Origin of the sequence: Citrobacter sp. Cpo015 (assembly GCF_030333035.1) — a bacterium.
Lineage (GTDB): Bacteria > Pseudomonadota > Gammaproteobacteria > Enterobacterales > Enterobacteriaceae > Citrobacter > Citrobacter portucalensis.
The window spans coordinates 354155-367382 of the sequence record NZ_JAOWGS010000019.1; the positions used below are offsets into that span (position 1 = coordinate 354155).

A 13228-nucleotide genomic window follows, 5' to 3' on the forward strand; every position below is an offset into this window, starting at 1 on the left:
CACTCTGCAAGGCCAACAAGGTATAATTATGGTCAGCACACATACTCAGTCGTCAGGCGAATACTTGTTGGAAATGACCGGCATCAACAAGTCCTTCCCCGGTGTTAAGGCGCTTGATAATGTCAATTTAAAAGTCCGCCCGCATTCTATTCACGCCCTAATGGGAGAGAATGGAGCGGGGAAATCAACATTATTGAAATGTCTTTTCGGCATCTATCAAAAAGATTCCGGCAGTATTTTATTTCAGGGTAAAGAAATCGATTTTCATTCTGCGAAAGAAGCGCTCGAAAATGGTATTTCGATGGTACACCAGGAATTAAACCTGGTATTACAACGTTCTGTGATGGACAACATGTGGCTGGGACGCTATCCCACCAAAGGCATGTTTGTCGATCAGGAAAAAATGTACCGCGATACCAAAGCGATATTTGATGAACTGGATATTGATATCGATCCGCGTGCGCGTGTCGGCACATTATCAGTTTCACAAATGCAGATGATTGAAATTGCGAAAGCATTCTCCTATGACGCCAAAATCGTCATCATGGATGAGCCAACTTCATCGTTAACCGAAAAAGAAGTTAACCATCTGTTCACCATCATCCGTAAGCTGAAAGAGCGTGGATGCGGTATTGTTTATATCTCTCACAAAATGGAAGAAATCTTCCAGCTGTGCGATGAAATTACCGTTCTGCGCGATGGCCAGTGGATTGCGACCCAGCCGCTGGAAGGGCTGGATATGGATAAGATCATCGCCATGATGGTTGGACGTTCACTGAACCAACGTTTTCCGGATAAAGAAAACAAACCTGGTGAAGTCATTCTGCAAGTGCGTAACCTGACCTCGCTGCGCCAGCCGTCGATTCGTGATATCTCGTTTGATTTGCACAAAGGGGAGATTCTTGGGATTGCAGGTCTGGTAGGCGCAAAACGCACGGATATCGTTGAAACGCTTTTTGGTATTCGTGAGAAATCATCAGGTACGATTACGCTACACGGAAAAAAAATTAATAACCACAGTGCAAATGAAGCCATCAACCATGGTTTTGCGCTGGTCACGGAAGAGCGCCGCTCAACCGGTATTTATGCGTATCTGGACATTGGTTTTAACTCGTTAATTTCTAATATCCAAAATTACAAAAACAAAGTCGGTCTGTTGGATAATTCCCGCATGAAGAGTGATACCCAGTGGGTAATTGACTCCATGAGGGTAAAAACACCGGGTCATCGTACGCAAATCGGTTCACTTTCTGGCGGTAATCAGCAAAAAGTGGTTATTGGTCGTTGGTTATTAACCCAGCCAGAAATTCTGATGCTGGATGAACCGACGCGTGGAATCGATGTTGGCGCGAAATTTGAAATTTATCAGTTGATTGCCGAACTCGCGAAAAAGGATAAGGGGATTATTATTATTTCCTCTGAAATGCCGGAGCTGCTGGGTATTACCGATCGTATTCTGGTGATGAGCAATGGTCTCGTTGCTGGAATTGTTGACACTAAAACAACAACGCAAAACGAAATACTCCGTCTTGCGTCTTTGCACCTTTAAGATTAGGGGCTCCTCATGAGTGCGTTAAATAAGAAAAGTTTTCTTACTTACCTGAAAGAAGGCGGAATTTACGTTGTTCTTTTGGTTTTGCTGGCGATTATTATTTTCCAGGATCCCACTTTCTTAAGCTTACTGAACCTGAGTAATATTCTCACGCAATCCTCGGTGCGTATTATTATCGCATTGGGTGTGGCTGGACTGATTGTTACCCAAGGGACCGACCTGTCGGCGGGGCGTCAGGTTGGCCTGGCGGCAGTGGTGGCGGCAACTCTGTTGCAGTCGATGGAGAATGCCAACAAGGTGTTCCCGGAAATGGCGACGATGCCGATCATTGTAGTGGTGCTGATTGTCTGCGTGATTGGCGCCATTATCGGTCTGGTGAACGGTATTATCATTGCTTATCTGAACGTAACGCCGTTTATTACCACACTGGGTACGATGATTATCGTTTACGGGATCAACTCCCTGTACTACGACTTCGTCGGCGCATCGCCAATTTCTGGCTTTGACAGTGGATTCTCAACCTTTGCGCAGGGCTTTATTGCACTGGGCAGTTTCCGACTCTCCTACATCACATTCTATGCGCTGATTGCGGTGGCCTTTGTGTGGGTGCTGTGGAACAAGACCCGCTTCGGTAAAAACATTTTCGCCATCGGCGGAAACCCGGAAGCTGCGAAAGTGTCCGGTGTAAACGTTGCGCTGAACCTGCTGATTATCTATGCGTTGTCTGGCGTGTTCTATGCCTTCGGTGGTTTGCTGGAAGCAGGGCGTATCGGCTCAGCGACCAACAACCTCGGCTTTATGTATGAGCTGGATGCGATTGCGGCGTGCGTGGTTGGCGGCGTGTCGTTCAGCGGCGGGGTAGGTACCGTTTTTGGCGTAGTGACCGGTGTGATTATCTTCACCGTCATCAACTACGGTTTGACCTACATCGGCGTGAACCCATACTGGCAGTATATTATCAAGGGCGGCATTATTATCTTCGCGGTCGCGCTGGACTCACTGAAGTACGCGCGTAAGAAGTAATCTGGGAAGAGAAAAATAAAACCGGTGCAGAGGCGTTCTGCATCGGTTTTTTTATTTGATAAAGAGTAACCAGATACCAGTGAACAATGCACCAATGGCCATACCGAAATAAACGATGATATAGCTCCAGTAAGTGCTGGGCTCTTTAGCGCGAGAAATGATCATTGGCGTCTGCGAACCTTTCACTGTTTTCTCGACGATACCGGAACGTAGTCCCTTCAGGCCTTCTCTGCACGTCCAGAGAACAATCATCAGTACGCCAATAACGATAAAGATCGTTTTTCCTTCCATGCTTATTTTCCTTGTTTCTTTTGTAATTCGAGTAATTGTTCAGGCGTGACCGCCGGATACCCCTGCGCATCGTCCGGTACCTGATGCATGGTAGGGATGGGCACCAGTGGACCTAAAAAACGAGGCTCACGTTTGAAAATGTAGAGATCGGCGAGTGCGCCAAAACGGGCACCAAATTCACGTACCCGCACGGTGAGCATATCTTTTGGCGAAGGCACCGCATAGCACTGAGCCTGAATACCCATATGCAGCGCAATAAACAAGGCGCGCTCACAGTGGAATCGTTGAGTAATAATGATGAAATCGTTGGTATCGAATACTTTACGCGTACGCACGATGGAGTCGAGCGTGCGGAACCCGGCGTAATCAAGCACGATGTCAGCGGGATCAACGCCTGCGGCAATCAGATCCTTACGCATCGTCATGGGTTCGTTGTAGCTTTGCTGGGCATTGTCGCCGCTTAACAGCAGATAGTTTACCTTCCCGCTGTTATAGGCGTTCAATGCGCCCTGAATGCGGTAGCGGTAATACTGATTGATGACACCGGTGCGGTAATACTTCGCCGTGCCCAGAACCACACCTACCTGGCGGTAGGGTAAATCCTGCAGTTCGTCGTAAATGTAGGGAGCAGTCTTCCAGCTCATCCAGCGATCGAGTCCAAGCACAGTCAAAAGCAGCAAGCCTAACAGGACTAACAGGCTGTAAAACACGCGCTTTAACATGCAGAAAACTCGTTATTTGGATGGAATTTCAATCAGGCTACTGTACCGGAAGACGTAGCGCAAGAAACAGCAGTCTGATTGAGGGGATTTTAGGCATTCTGCATAGTGCCGGATGGCGGTGTAAACACCTAATCCGGCCTACGAACTGGCGTTATTGAGTCGATTAACCCAGGAGAACGCGCTCAATATTATTGCAGCCCAGTGCTTTCAGCGTGGCGGAGGTCGCATCCCACTGAATCAACGGCGCGTCGGCTTTTTCAGCCAGCACGGCGCGTTGGATATCTGGATAATCATAACCGTTCAGATTCAACAGGTTTAACGCGCCCTGCAGCGGTGGCAGGGTCGGGTTAAAGGCGGCATTTTCAGCATAGCTGCCGCTAAAAATACGGCCATCTTTACACTCCAGCGCCACGCCGCTTGGGGATTTGCTGTATGGCATATGACATCTGTTGGCAGCAGTGATTGCCGCTTGGGTCAACGCATCGCCCTGCAGCGCGAAGCCGTGATCCTGCTCGTCCATCAGCAGCGTTTTAATCTCCAGATCTTTCGGGCCGAAGGCATCTGGCAGGTAATCACGCAGCACGTGTGGCGCACGTCCCGGCAGATGAATCCGTAAATCCAGTCCGCTGTTCAGTTCGTTCATAAACTGGCGACAGTGGCCGCACGGCGTGTAGTTGACGGTGATGGCGGCGAGCCCTTTTTCACCGCGCAGCCAGGCGTGGCTGATAGCGCTTTGCTCGGCATGAACAGTTTGCTGCATGGTCGCGCCCAGGAACTCCATGTTCCCACCGAAGTACCAGTTGCCGCTGATGCCGCGAGAAATTGCCCCAACGTTGAAGTTGGACAGCGGAGTACGTGCGCAGGCCGCAGCCAGCGGCAGCAGAGCGAATGCCAGCGCGTCTTCGTCCAGTCCCGATTCGCGTTTCAGCAAAGAGACCTGCTCAGCAGTTAGCATGGCGGGGAAATGTGCATCCGCCAGAACAGGGGCCAGGGCTGATTGCAAGTTATCCGCGAGTTGGGCAAAAGCAGTTTGAAAACGTGGATGCATGGCGATGCCTCATAACAATGTAATGGAATCGTAGTTTACGGGCCTGTTATGGCTTTATATGTGATCCAAATCTCATTGTGTATGCAACTTATGAAACTTAAATGAAAAATGTGCAACGCATCGCAAATAAATAGCTAAAAAATGAAGATTAACCCACCACTGCCAGAATAATCGGGAACAGGAACGGGGCAACCAGTGAGGTAATAATGCCGCAGATGACCAGCGCCAGTGAGCTAAACGCACCTTCCTGATAGTCCAGTTCCGCACAGCGTGCGGTGCCCAGGGCGTGCGACGCGGTGCCCATTGCCAGCCCACGAGCTGCCTTAGTGCGGATACGCATGGCATTGAGTAACGTATGACCAAATACCGCCCCGAGAATGCCGACAAAAATGACGCATACGGCGCTGATCGCCGGAATGCCGCCAATACTGCCTCCCACGGCCATAGCGATAGGTGTAGTGACCGATTTTGGCATGATAGACGCGGCAATTTGTGGTGATGCGCCCATCAACAAGGCGATTGTTGTACCTGTTACCATCGCCACAACGCTCCCGGCAAAACAGATAGCAATGATTGATTTCCAGCGGGCGCGAATCTGGTGCAACTGTTCGTATAACGGATAGGCCAGCGCGACCACGGCAGGCTGCAGCAAATCGTTCAGCACTTCGCTGCCTTTGAAATAGTGATCGTAGGGAATACCTGTCAGCAGCAGAATGGGAATGATCACCACCATGGCAACAAGCAGCGGATTCAGCAAAGGCATTTTAAAGCGAGCTGCCAGCTTACGTGCGCCAAAAAATACCGCCAGCGTAAGAGGTAACGACCACCAGATATACGACATCATTTTTTTGCTTTAGCCTCTTTTTGCCCAACGATTTTGCGCTCACCGTGCACAATGTGCGAGCTCCAGCTCACCACCAGGAAAACGACCAGCGTACTGATGGTACAAGACACCACCACCGGACCAAATTGCGCGCGCAGCAGGTCAAAGTACTGCATGATCCCCACGCCAATCGGGACAAACAACAGGGCCATATAGCGAATCAGCACGTAGCAGCCGGGGTTAACCCATTTTGCCGGTAACACCTGCAAAGCCAGTAAAACAAACAGAATCAGCATGCCGATAATGCTGCCCGGAATGGTGATAGGGAGTAGCGATGCAAGAAAAATACCTGCATAGAGGCAGGCATAAATCAGGACGAATGCGCGCAAATATTGCCAGATAACGTTCAGTGCTTTGCTCATAGTTGAAACCCTTGACGAGACTTATTCATCATACAATTAAACTTAAAAACGTGCTACCGATCACATCATGAATTCTAAGCATAGAGGAAATAGATATCTGGAACATCGGGCGATGGCCCTAACTCTCCGCGCTAAACTTGTGCCAGGTAGAACAGAAAACGATTCAGGGCGGTAGTAGGCGTTTCGTTGTTGCGCCAGAATACGCCGACGCTGCCTTTTTGTTCAATCTTCGGCAGATTCAGGATAGCCAGTTGTCCCAGGGCGGCATACCGTTGTGCCAGCCGTAGAGAAAGAATAGAGATCATGTCGCTACTTTGCAGCAGGTTGGTACTGACGTTGATTGATGCCGATTCAATGATGTTTTCCGGCAACATTACGCCGTTATCAACCAGCGCGTTATCAATGCTTATCCGGATAGGGGTTCCTGTCGGCCAGACAATCCAGCGCCAGTTAGCCAGATCGTGCCAGGTGAGCAGGGGTAATTTTGCCAGGGGATGATCGGGGCGGGCGACGAAACAGACCGGCTCGGTATACAGCACTTGATAATTGAGCGGTAACTGAAGCGCCCGACCGCCGACCCGACCGACGACGACATCCACCGAACCCGCGAGCAGATCGTGCAGCAGCGGGGTCATCACTTTCTCTTCAATATTTAGATGCAGGGTTGGCAGTTCTGTGAGCAAACCCAGTATTGCCTGTGAAACACAGTCGGTCGCTACCGGCGAGCAGCCAATCTTCAGACTCCCTACAAGGCCGCCTTGCTTAAAACGGGCGATTTCATACTGCGAACGCTCCATATCATTGATCAGGCGTTGGGCATGTTGCAGTAGCAACTTGCCGCCTTCGGAAGGGCGCAAGCCTTTACTGTGACGTTCAAAGAGCGTGATGCCAATCTCATCTTCGAGCTGTGATAACCATTTCGACAACGCGGGCTGGGTGATATTCATCATCCGGGCGACGTGCGTCAGATTTCCCTGTTCGCCCAGCGCGATAAGCGTTTGCAGGTGTTGCAACTTCAGTTTCTGCGCCCAGTTCGCCATTTGCTATAACCTCCAGGTTATGCCTCTGCATGAAAAGCCATTGTACATTTCATCTCCAAACATACAAAGTCGCAACATACCTAAAACAAAACAGACATCTACTCTACCTGCACTGAGGCATTCACTATGACTCAACAACGTGATCTACAAGCACTGATCGATTCCGCCCCCGTCGGTAAGACCCAGTGGCGCGTTATCATCTGCTGTTTTCTGGTTGTCATGCTCGACGGATTTGATACCGCGGCGATTGGTTTTATCGCACCTGATATTCGCACTCACTGGCAGCTTACTGCCGGCGATCTGGCACCGCTGTTTGGTGCAGGTCTGCTGGGGCTGACCGCTGGCGCGCTACTCTGTGGCCCGCTGTCCGACCGTTTTGGCCGCAAACGAGTGATAGAACTCTGCGTGGCGCTGTTCGGCGCGCTCAGTCTAATTTCGGCTTTTTCACCCGATCTACAAACGCTGGTTATTTTGCGCTTTCTTACCGGCTTAGGGCTGGGCGGCGCGATGCCGAATACCATTACTATGACCTCGGAATACCTGCCCGCGCGTCGGCGTGGCGCACTGGTCACTATGATGTTCTGTGGCTTTACTCTGGGATCGGCAATGGGCGGTATCGTCAGCGCACAGCTGGTGCCGGTGATTGGTTGGCACGGCATTCTGGTGCTGGGAGGCGTTCTACCGCTAATGTTATTTGTTGCTCTGCTGTTTGCGCTACCGGAATCCCCGCGCTGGCAGGTTCGTCGTCAACTGCCGCAAAACGTGATTGCCAGAACCGTCAGTGCCATCACCCGGGAACGTTATGACAATACCCATTTTTATCTCAACGAGGGTGCCGCAATTGCTAAAGGCAGCATTCGCCAGCTGTTCGTTGGGCGACAGCTGCCTATTACCCTGATGCTATGGGTAGTGTTCTTTATGAGCCTGCTGATTATTTATCTGCTCTCCAGCTGGATGCCAACGCTGCTTAACCATCGTGGAATTGATCTGCAGCATGCCTCCTGGGTAACTGCCGCCTTCCAGATTGGAGGAACGCTGGGGGCACTGGCGCTGGGCGTGCTGATGGACAAATACAATCCTTTCCGCGTGCTGGCCGTGAGTTATGCGCTGGGCGCAGTGTGCATCGTCATGATTGGCCTGAGCGAAAACGGTCTGTGGCTGATGGCACTGGCTATTTTTGGCACCGGCATCGGCATTAGCGGTTCTCAGGTTGGTCTTAATGCGTTAACCGCCACGCTTTATCCGACACAAAGTCGGGCGACGGGCGTCAGCTGGTCTAATGCAGTGGGGCGCTGCGGCGCGATTGTCGGCTCGCTTTCCGGCGGGGTGATGATGGCGATGAATTTCTCATTCGATAACCTGTTTTTCATTATTGCCGTCCCGGCGGCCATCAGCGCGGTAATGCTTACGCTGCTGACGGTTGTTATCCGCCAGTCGGCCTCTGCCTCAAATACTCTGCCACGCGCAGGTGTTGTGAATGAATAAGGAGAATCCCTATGTCTGAACTGAATCAGGACGTTAAGAACAGCCGTCAGCAGTTTTACCAGCATATTTCCGGGCAGAATCTGACCCCGCTGTGGGAGTCGCTGCACCGCCTGGTGCCGCCAACACCGAACGCACATTGCGCGCCTGCGTACTGGAACTATCAGGAGATCCGCCCGCTGCTGCTGGAAAGTGGCGATCTGATTGGCGCGAAAGAGGCAATTCGCCGCGTGCTGGTGCTGGAAAACCCAATGCTGCGTGGACAGTCTTCAATCACCCCAACGCTGTACGCGGTATTGCAGTTAATTATGCCAGGCGAGGTTGCGCCGAGTCATCGTCATAATCAATCTGCGCTGCGCTTTATTGTCGAAGGGAAAGGGGCATTTACCGCTGTGGACGGTGAGCGCACCCAGATGCATGAAGGCGATTTTATTCTGACGCCGCAGTGGCGCTGGCACGATCACGGCAACCCGGGCAGTGAACCGGTGGTGTGGCTGGACGGTCTGGACCTGCCGTTGGTGAACCTGCTGGGCTGTGGCTTTGCGGAAGACTACCCGGAAGATCAGCAGCCGGTCACGCGCAAGGAAGGGGATTACTTACCGCGCTACGCGGCCAATATGCTGCCGCTGCGTCATCAGAAAGGTAACTCATCGCCGATTTTTAACTATCGCTACGATCGAAGCCGTGAAGCACTGCATGACCTGACGCGCATGGGCGACGCCGATGAGTGGGACGGTTACAAGATGCGTTACGTCAACCCGGTAACCGGCGGTTATCCCATGCCTTCGATGGGAACCTTCCTGCAACTGTTGCCGCAGGGCTTTTCCTCACGGATGGCGCGTACCACCGACAGCACTATCTACCACGTGGTGGAAGGATGTGGGCAGGTCACCATTGGTAACGAGACCTTCAACTTTTCGCCAAAAGATATCTTTGTGGTGCCAACCTGGCACGGCGTGTCGTTCCAGACCCACGAAGATACCGTCTTATTCAGTTTTTCGGACAGACCGGTTCAGGAAGCCCTGGGGTTGTTCCGCGAAGCACGCTATTAATTTGGGAGAGAGAAAATGACGCAATACGTATTTGAACCACAAGCGCCTGTTACCGTTCCGGTTGTTGGCTGTGATGAACAATTTCCTGTGCGCCGTGTTTACTGCGTGGGCCGTAACTATGCCGCCCATGCCCGTGAAATGGGCTTTGATCCGGATCGCGAACCACCGTTCTTTTTCTGTAAACCTGCCGATGCGGTAGTCCCGGTGGCGGCTGGTCAGATCCTCGAACTGCCGTACCCATCGCAAACCGATAACTATCACTATGAGATAGAGCTGGTGGTGGCGATTGGCAAAAAGGGCAGCGATATTCCGCTGGAAAAAGCGCACGAATATATCTGGGGCTATGCCACCGGTCTGGATATGACCCGCCGTGATCGGCAGATGGAGATGCGGCAGATGGGGCGTCCGTGGGAAATTGGCAAAGCGTTTGATCTCTCCGCGCCCATCGCGCCGCTGCATAAAGCCAGCGAAAGTGTGGATGTTAACAATGCGCCAATCTGGTTGCAGGTCAACGGCGACGATCATCAGCGTAGCGATATTCGCCACCTCATCTGGTCTGTGAATGAAACCATCAGCTATCTGTCTGGTTTCTTCGAACTGCAGCCGGGCGATCTGATCTACACCGGTACCCCAGAAGGCGTGGGGGCGGTAGTGAAAGGGGATGTGATCACCGGAAACGTAGACGGTTTAACCCCCATCGCCGTGAAGATTGTCTGAGGTGGATGATGAAGCTGTACAGTTTCTTTAATAGCTCGGCGTCATATCGGGTGCGCATTGCGCTGGCGCTGAAGGGGCTGGATTACCAGACGGTGGGCGTCAACATTCGCATCGGTCAGCAGAACGAACTGGCCTACCGACGGATGAACCCGGTGGGACTGGTGCCGACTCTGGTGACCGATGACGGAGAATCACTTGGGCAGTCGCTGGCAATAATTGACTGGCTGGATGGCCACTTTCCGCAAACGCCACTGCTGCCTGCCGACTTCCCGGTGCGCAGTAAGGTGCTGGAAATTGTCTATGCCATCGCCTGTGATATCCACCCGGTGAATAACATGCGGGTACTGCGCTACCTGAGCGAAGAGTTAAAGGTCAGTGAAGAAGATAAAAAACGCTGGTATGCACACTGGATCCAGCAAGGGTTAAGCGCGGTGGAACAGATGCTGCGCCAGAGTCATTCGGGGAAGTTCTGCGTGGGTGATGCGCCGACGCTGGCGGATTGCTGTCTGATCCCACAGTGGGCGAACGCGTTACGTATGGGGTGCGATCTGAGCGGATATCCGCGCTGTAAGGCGGTATATGATGCCTGTACTCAGCTTCCGGCGTTTATCGCCGCCGCGCCCGAGAATCAACAAGATAAAATTCCAGCCTGATAAGGAGAACGACAATGGCTAAAGTGACACGCGCAATTATCGTGGGTGGCGGGATTGGCGGCGCGGCGACCGCGCTATCGCTGGCACGTCAGGGCATTAAAGTGATGTTGCTGGAGAAAGCGCACGAGATTGGTGAAATTGGCGCGGGTATTCAGCTCGGGCCAAATGCATTCTCTGCTCTGGACAGCCTTGGCGTGGGAGAAGTCGCCCGTCAGCGTGCCGTTTTTACCGACCACATCACAATGATGGATGCGGTAAACGCAAAAGAGGTGGTCCGCATTGAAACCGGCCAGGCGTTCCGCGATCACTTTGGCGGTCCTTATGCGGTTATCCATCGGGTTGATATTCACGCCAGCGTTTGGGAAGCGGCGCTGGTGCATCCTAACGTTGAGTATCGCACTTCAACTAACGTGGTTGATATTCGCCAGACAGAGAATGACGTCACGGTATTTGATGAGCACGGCAACAGCTGGACGGCGGATATTTTGGTGGGCTGTGACGGTGTAAAATCGGTCGTTCGTCAGTCTCTGATTGGCGATGCGCCACGGGTTACCGGACACGTGGTCTATCGTGCCGTGATTGATTGCGATGATATGCCGGAGGATTTACGCATTAACGCACCGGTGCTGTGGGCCGGACCACACTGTCACCTGGTGCACTATCCGCTGCGCGGCGGTAAGCAATATAACCTGGTGGTGACCTTCCACAGTCGTCAGCAGGAAGAGTGGGGCGTGAAGGATGGCAGCAAAGAGGAAGTGCTCTCCTATTTTGCGGGTATTCATCCGCGCCCGCGTCAGATGCTGGATAAACCGACGTCATGGCGGCGCTGGTCCACCGCTGACCGCGAGCCGGTAGAAAAATGGGGAACCGACCGCATCACGCTGGTGGGGGATGCCGCTCACCCGGTGGCACAATATATGGCGCAGGGTGCCTGTATGGCGTTGGAAGACGCGGTAACGCTCGGTAAAGCGCTACAGCACTGTGATGGCGATGCGGCTGATGCCTTTGCGCTGTATGAGTCGGTGCGTATTCCGCGTACCGCACGCATCGTCTGGTCAACGCGTGAAATGGGCCGTGTCTACCACGCCGCAGGCGTCGAGCGTCAGGTACGTAATCTGCTGTGGAAAGACAAATCGCAGGTGGAGTTTTATCGCGGTATGGAATGGCTGTACGGTTGGAAAGAAGATAACTGCCTGTTGCCGCGCTGAGCCTCTTTAATCTCCCGAACGGAGGCGCTACCATAGCGCCTCTTTTTTTGCGGATAACGATATGCGTGTTTTACTGGCGCCGATGGAAGGCGTGCTCGACTCACTGGTGCGCGAGCTGCTGACTGAAGTGAATGATTACGATCTGTGCATTACCGAGTTTGTGCGCGTGGTGGATCAGCTCCTGCCGGCAAAAGTATTTCATCGACTTTGCCCGGAACTGCATAACAACAGCCGGACGCCATCCGGCACGTTGGTTCGCATTCAGCTGTTAGGACAGTATCCGCAGTGGCTGGCGGAGAATGCCGCACGAGCGGTAGAACTGGGCTCGTACGGTGTCGATCTAAACTGTGGCTGTCCATCGAAGCTGGTGAACGGTAGCGGCGGTGGCGCAACATTATTGAAAGATCCTGAGCTTATCTACCGGGGCGCAAAAGCTATGCGCGAGGCGGTCCCGGCTCATCTTCCGGTGACGGTGAAAGTTCGTCTGGGCTGGGACAACAGCGACCGGCAGTTTGAAATTGCCGATGCCGTCCAGCAGGCTGGTGCCAGCGAGCTGGCGGTGCATGGCCGAACCAAAGAGCAGGGCTACAAGGCGGAACATATCAACTGGCAGGCGATTGGCGAGATCCGTCAGCGGCTGTCCATTCCGGTTATTGCGAATGGCGAAATCTGGGACTGGCAGAGCGCCCAGGATTGTATGGCCATCAGCGGATGCGATGCGGTGATGATCGGACGTGGCGCATTAAATATTCCGAACCTGAGCCGCGTGGTGAAATACAACGAGCCGCGTATGCCGTGGCCTGAAGTCGTGACGCTGTTGCAAAAATATACCCGCCTTGAAAAGCAGGGGGACACCGGGCTGTATCATGTAGCGCGGATTAAGCAGTGGTTAGGGTATTTGCGCAAAGAATATTCAGAGGCAACAGAACTGTTTCAGGAAATTCGTGCGTTAAATAATTCGCCGGATATCGCACGTGCGATTCAGGCTATCGAGATTACTGCCTGCTCTCAGTTCCAGTAGGCCGGATAAGGCGTTTACGCCGCCATCCGGCATCAGAGAGAAGAATAGCCTGAGATTTCTGCTATCAGGCCTGGGCGAAATGACGACATCAGAAAATCATCTTAAACACGCCTGTTACCACCAATAGCCCAATCAGAAAAATAATCAGAATTACCCACAGCAGAATTTTCATTA

15 protein-coding genes are annotated in these 13228 nt (G+C 52.5%); 8 read left to right on the plus strand and 7 right to left on the minus strand.

The features are described 5' to 3' along the window. The first annotated feature begins 28 nt into the window (after positions 1-28). Together mglA and mglC are read left to right on the plus strand one after the other, a co-directional pair. Positions 29-1549 carry a galactose/methyl galactoside ABC transporter ATP-binding protein MglA gene (mglA, locus tag OGY67_RS01715; RefSeq protein WP_003027396.1) on the plus strand — a complete coding sequence of 507 codons (1521 nt, stop codon included), beginning with the start codon at positions 29-31 and terminating at the stop codon, positions 1547-1549. Positions 1550-1564: 15 nt separating this feature from the next. Further along, positions 1565-2575: a galactose/methyl galactoside ABC transporter permease MglC gene (mglC, locus tag OGY67_RS01720; protein WP_003027393.1), complete on the plus strand. Its 1011-nt coding sequence runs from the start codon at positions 1565-1567 to the stop codon at positions 2573-2575. A 51-nt stretch (positions 2576-2626) separates the two neighbouring features. Here the strand turns inward: mglC and OGY67_RS01725 are convergent, their stop codons facing one another. The 6 genes from OGY67_RS01725 to OGY67_RS01750 form a co-directional block, all read right to left on the minus strand. After that, positions 2627-2866, minus strand: coding sequence for a DUF2542 family protein (locus tag OGY67_RS01725; RefSeq protein ID WP_003834502.1), 240 nt, complete (start codon positions 2864-2866; stop codon positions 2627-2629). A gap of 2 nt (positions 2867-2868) precedes the next feature. Next, on the minus strand, positions 2869-3588 hold the full coding sequence (gene sanA, locus OGY67_RS01730) for an outer membrane permeability protein SanA (protein ID WP_003027383.1): 720 nt from the start codon (positions 3586-3588) through the stop codon (positions 2869-2871). Positions 3589-3751: 163 nt separating this feature from the next. Further along, positions 3752-4636 carry a cytidine deaminase gene (cdd, locus tag OGY67_RS01735; RefSeq protein ID WP_048234909.1) on the minus strand — a complete coding sequence of 295 codons (885 nt, stop codon included), beginning with the start codon at positions 4634-4636 and terminating at the stop codon, positions 3752-3754. Between the two features lie 148 nt (positions 4637-4784). Continuing rightward, positions 4785-5480: a CidB/LrgB family autolysis modulator gene (locus tag OGY67_RS01740; protein ID WP_003027380.1), complete on the minus strand. Its 696-nt coding sequence runs from the start codon at positions 5478-5480 to the stop codon at positions 4785-4787. Continuing rightward, the gene (locus OGY67_RS01745; protein ID WP_003834497.1) at positions 5477-5881 is read right to left on the minus strand and encodes a CidA/LrgA family protein; all 405 of its coding nucleotides are present in this window, start codon (positions 5879-5881) and stop codon (positions 5477-5479) included. The genes OGY67_RS01740 and OGY67_RS01745 overlap by 4 nt, the downstream gene beginning before the upstream one ends. 131 nt (positions 5882-6012) lie before the next feature. Next, positions 6013-6921, minus strand: a complete 909-nt coding sequence (locus OGY67_RS01750; RefSeq protein WP_286573212.1) for a LysR substrate-binding domain-containing protein — start codon at positions 6919-6921, stop codon at positions 6013-6015. A 126-nt stretch (positions 6922-7047) separates the two neighbouring features. Between OGY67_RS01750 and mhbT the strand changes: the two genes are divergently transcribed. From mhbT to dusC, 6 genes are all read left to right on the plus strand, one after another. Beyond that, positions 7048-8406 (plus strand): 3-hydroxybenzoate transporter MhbT, encoded by a 1359-nt coding sequence (gene mhbT, locus OGY67_RS01755; RefSeq protein ID WP_128611991.1) that lies wholly within the window; start codon positions 7048-7050, stop codon positions 8404-8406. 11 nt (positions 8407-8417) lie between these two features. After that, positions 8418-9455 carry a gentisate 1,2-dioxygenase gene (gtdA, locus tag OGY67_RS01760; RefSeq protein WP_286573214.1) on the plus strand — a complete coding sequence of 346 codons (1038 nt, stop codon included), beginning with the start codon at positions 8418-8420 and terminating at the stop codon, positions 9453-9455. A 15-nt stretch (positions 9456-9470) separates the two neighbouring features. Further along, complete coding sequence (locus tag OGY67_RS01765; protein WP_032943989.1) at positions 9471-10172, plus strand: fumarylacetoacetate hydrolase family protein; 702 nt, start codon at positions 9471-9473, stop codon at positions 10170-10172. Positions 10173-10180: 8 nt separating this feature from the next. Continuing rightward, positions 10181-10825 (plus strand): maleylacetoacetate isomerase, encoded by a 645-nt coding sequence (maiA, locus tag OGY67_RS01770; RefSeq protein WP_003834489.1) that lies wholly within the window; start codon positions 10181-10183, stop codon positions 10823-10825. Between the two features lie 14 nt (positions 10826-10839). Beyond that, a complete protein-coding gene (locus tag OGY67_RS01775; protein ID WP_008785258.1) occupies positions 10840-12033 on the plus strand; it encodes a 3-hydroxybenzoate 6-monooxygenase in 1194 nt (397 codons plus the stop codon). A gap of 61 nt (positions 12034-12094) precedes the next feature. Then, positions 12095-13054 (plus strand): tRNA dihydrouridine(16) synthase DusC, encoded by a 960-nt coding sequence (dusC, locus tag OGY67_RS01780; protein ID WP_100272124.1) that lies wholly within the window; start codon positions 12095-12097, stop codon positions 13052-13054. An 88-nt stretch (positions 13055-13142) separates the two neighbouring features. On the opposite strand, the gene yohP is transcribed toward dusC, so the two are convergent. Then, positions 13143-13226: a small membrane protein YohP gene (yohP, locus tag OGY67_RS23750; protein ID WP_015572324.1), complete on the minus strand. Its 84-nt coding sequence runs from the start codon at positions 13224-13226 to the stop codon at positions 13143-13145. Between the last annotated feature and the right edge of the window lie 2 nt (positions 13227-13228).

Bases quoted from the DNA above. Each gene is read 5' to 3' on its own strand.
- OGY67_RS01725 (WP_003834502.1), bottom strand. From the start codon at position 2,866: ATGGAAGGAAAAACGATCTTTATCGTTATTGGCGTACTGATGATTGTT.
- mglA (WP_003027396.1), top strand. From the start codon at position 29: ATGGTCAGCACACATACTCAGTCGTCAGGCGAATACTTGTTGGAAATG.
- OGY67_RS01750 (WP_286573212.1), bottom strand. From the start codon at position 6,921: ATGGCGAACTGGGCGCAGAAACTGAAGTTGCAACACCTGCAAACGCTT.
- OGY67_RS01775 (WP_008785258.1), top strand. From the start codon at position 10,840: ATGGCTAAAGTGACACGCGCAATTATCGTGGGTGGCGGGATTGGCGGC.
- yohP (WP_015572324.1), bottom strand. From the start codon at position 13,226: ATGAAAATTCTGCTGTGGGTAATTCTGATTATTTTTCTGATTGGGCTA.
- cdd (WP_048234909.1), bottom strand. From the start codon at position 4,636: ATGCATCCACGTTTTCAAACTGCTTTTGCCCAACTCGCGGATAACTTG.
- OGY67_RS01745 (WP_003834497.1), bottom strand. From the start codon at position 5,881: ATGAGCAAAGCACTGAACGTTATCTGGCAATATTTGCGCGCATTCGTC.
- OGY67_RS01765 (WP_032943989.1), top strand. From the start codon at position 9,471: ATGACGCAATACGTATTTGAACCACAAGCGCCTGTTACCGTTCCGGTT.
- dusC (WP_100272124.1), top strand. From the start codon at position 12,095: ATGCGTGTTTTACTGGCGCCGATGGAAGGCGTGCTCGACTCACTGGTG.
- gtdA (WP_286573214.1), top strand. From the start codon at position 8,418: ATGTCTGAACTGAATCAGGACGTTAAGAACAGCCGTCAGCAGTTTTAC.
- mhbT (WP_128611991.1), top strand. From the start codon at position 7,048: ATGACTCAACAACGTGATCTACAAGCACTGATCGATTCCGCCCCCGTC.
- OGY67_RS01740 (WP_003027380.1), bottom strand. From the start codon at position 5,480: ATGATGTCGTATATCTGGTGGTCGTTACCTCTTACGCTGGCGGTATTT.
- mglC (WP_003027393.1), top strand. From the start codon at position 1,565: ATGAGTGCGTTAAATAAGAAAAGTTTTCTTACTTACCTGAAAGAAGGC.
- maiA (WP_003834489.1), top strand. From the start codon at position 10,181: ATGAAGCTGTACAGTTTCTTTAATAGCTCGGCGTCATATCGGGTGCGC.
- sanA (WP_003027383.1), bottom strand. From the start codon at position 3,588: ATGTTAAAGCGCGTGTTTTACAGCCTGTTAGTCCTGTTAGGCTTGCTG.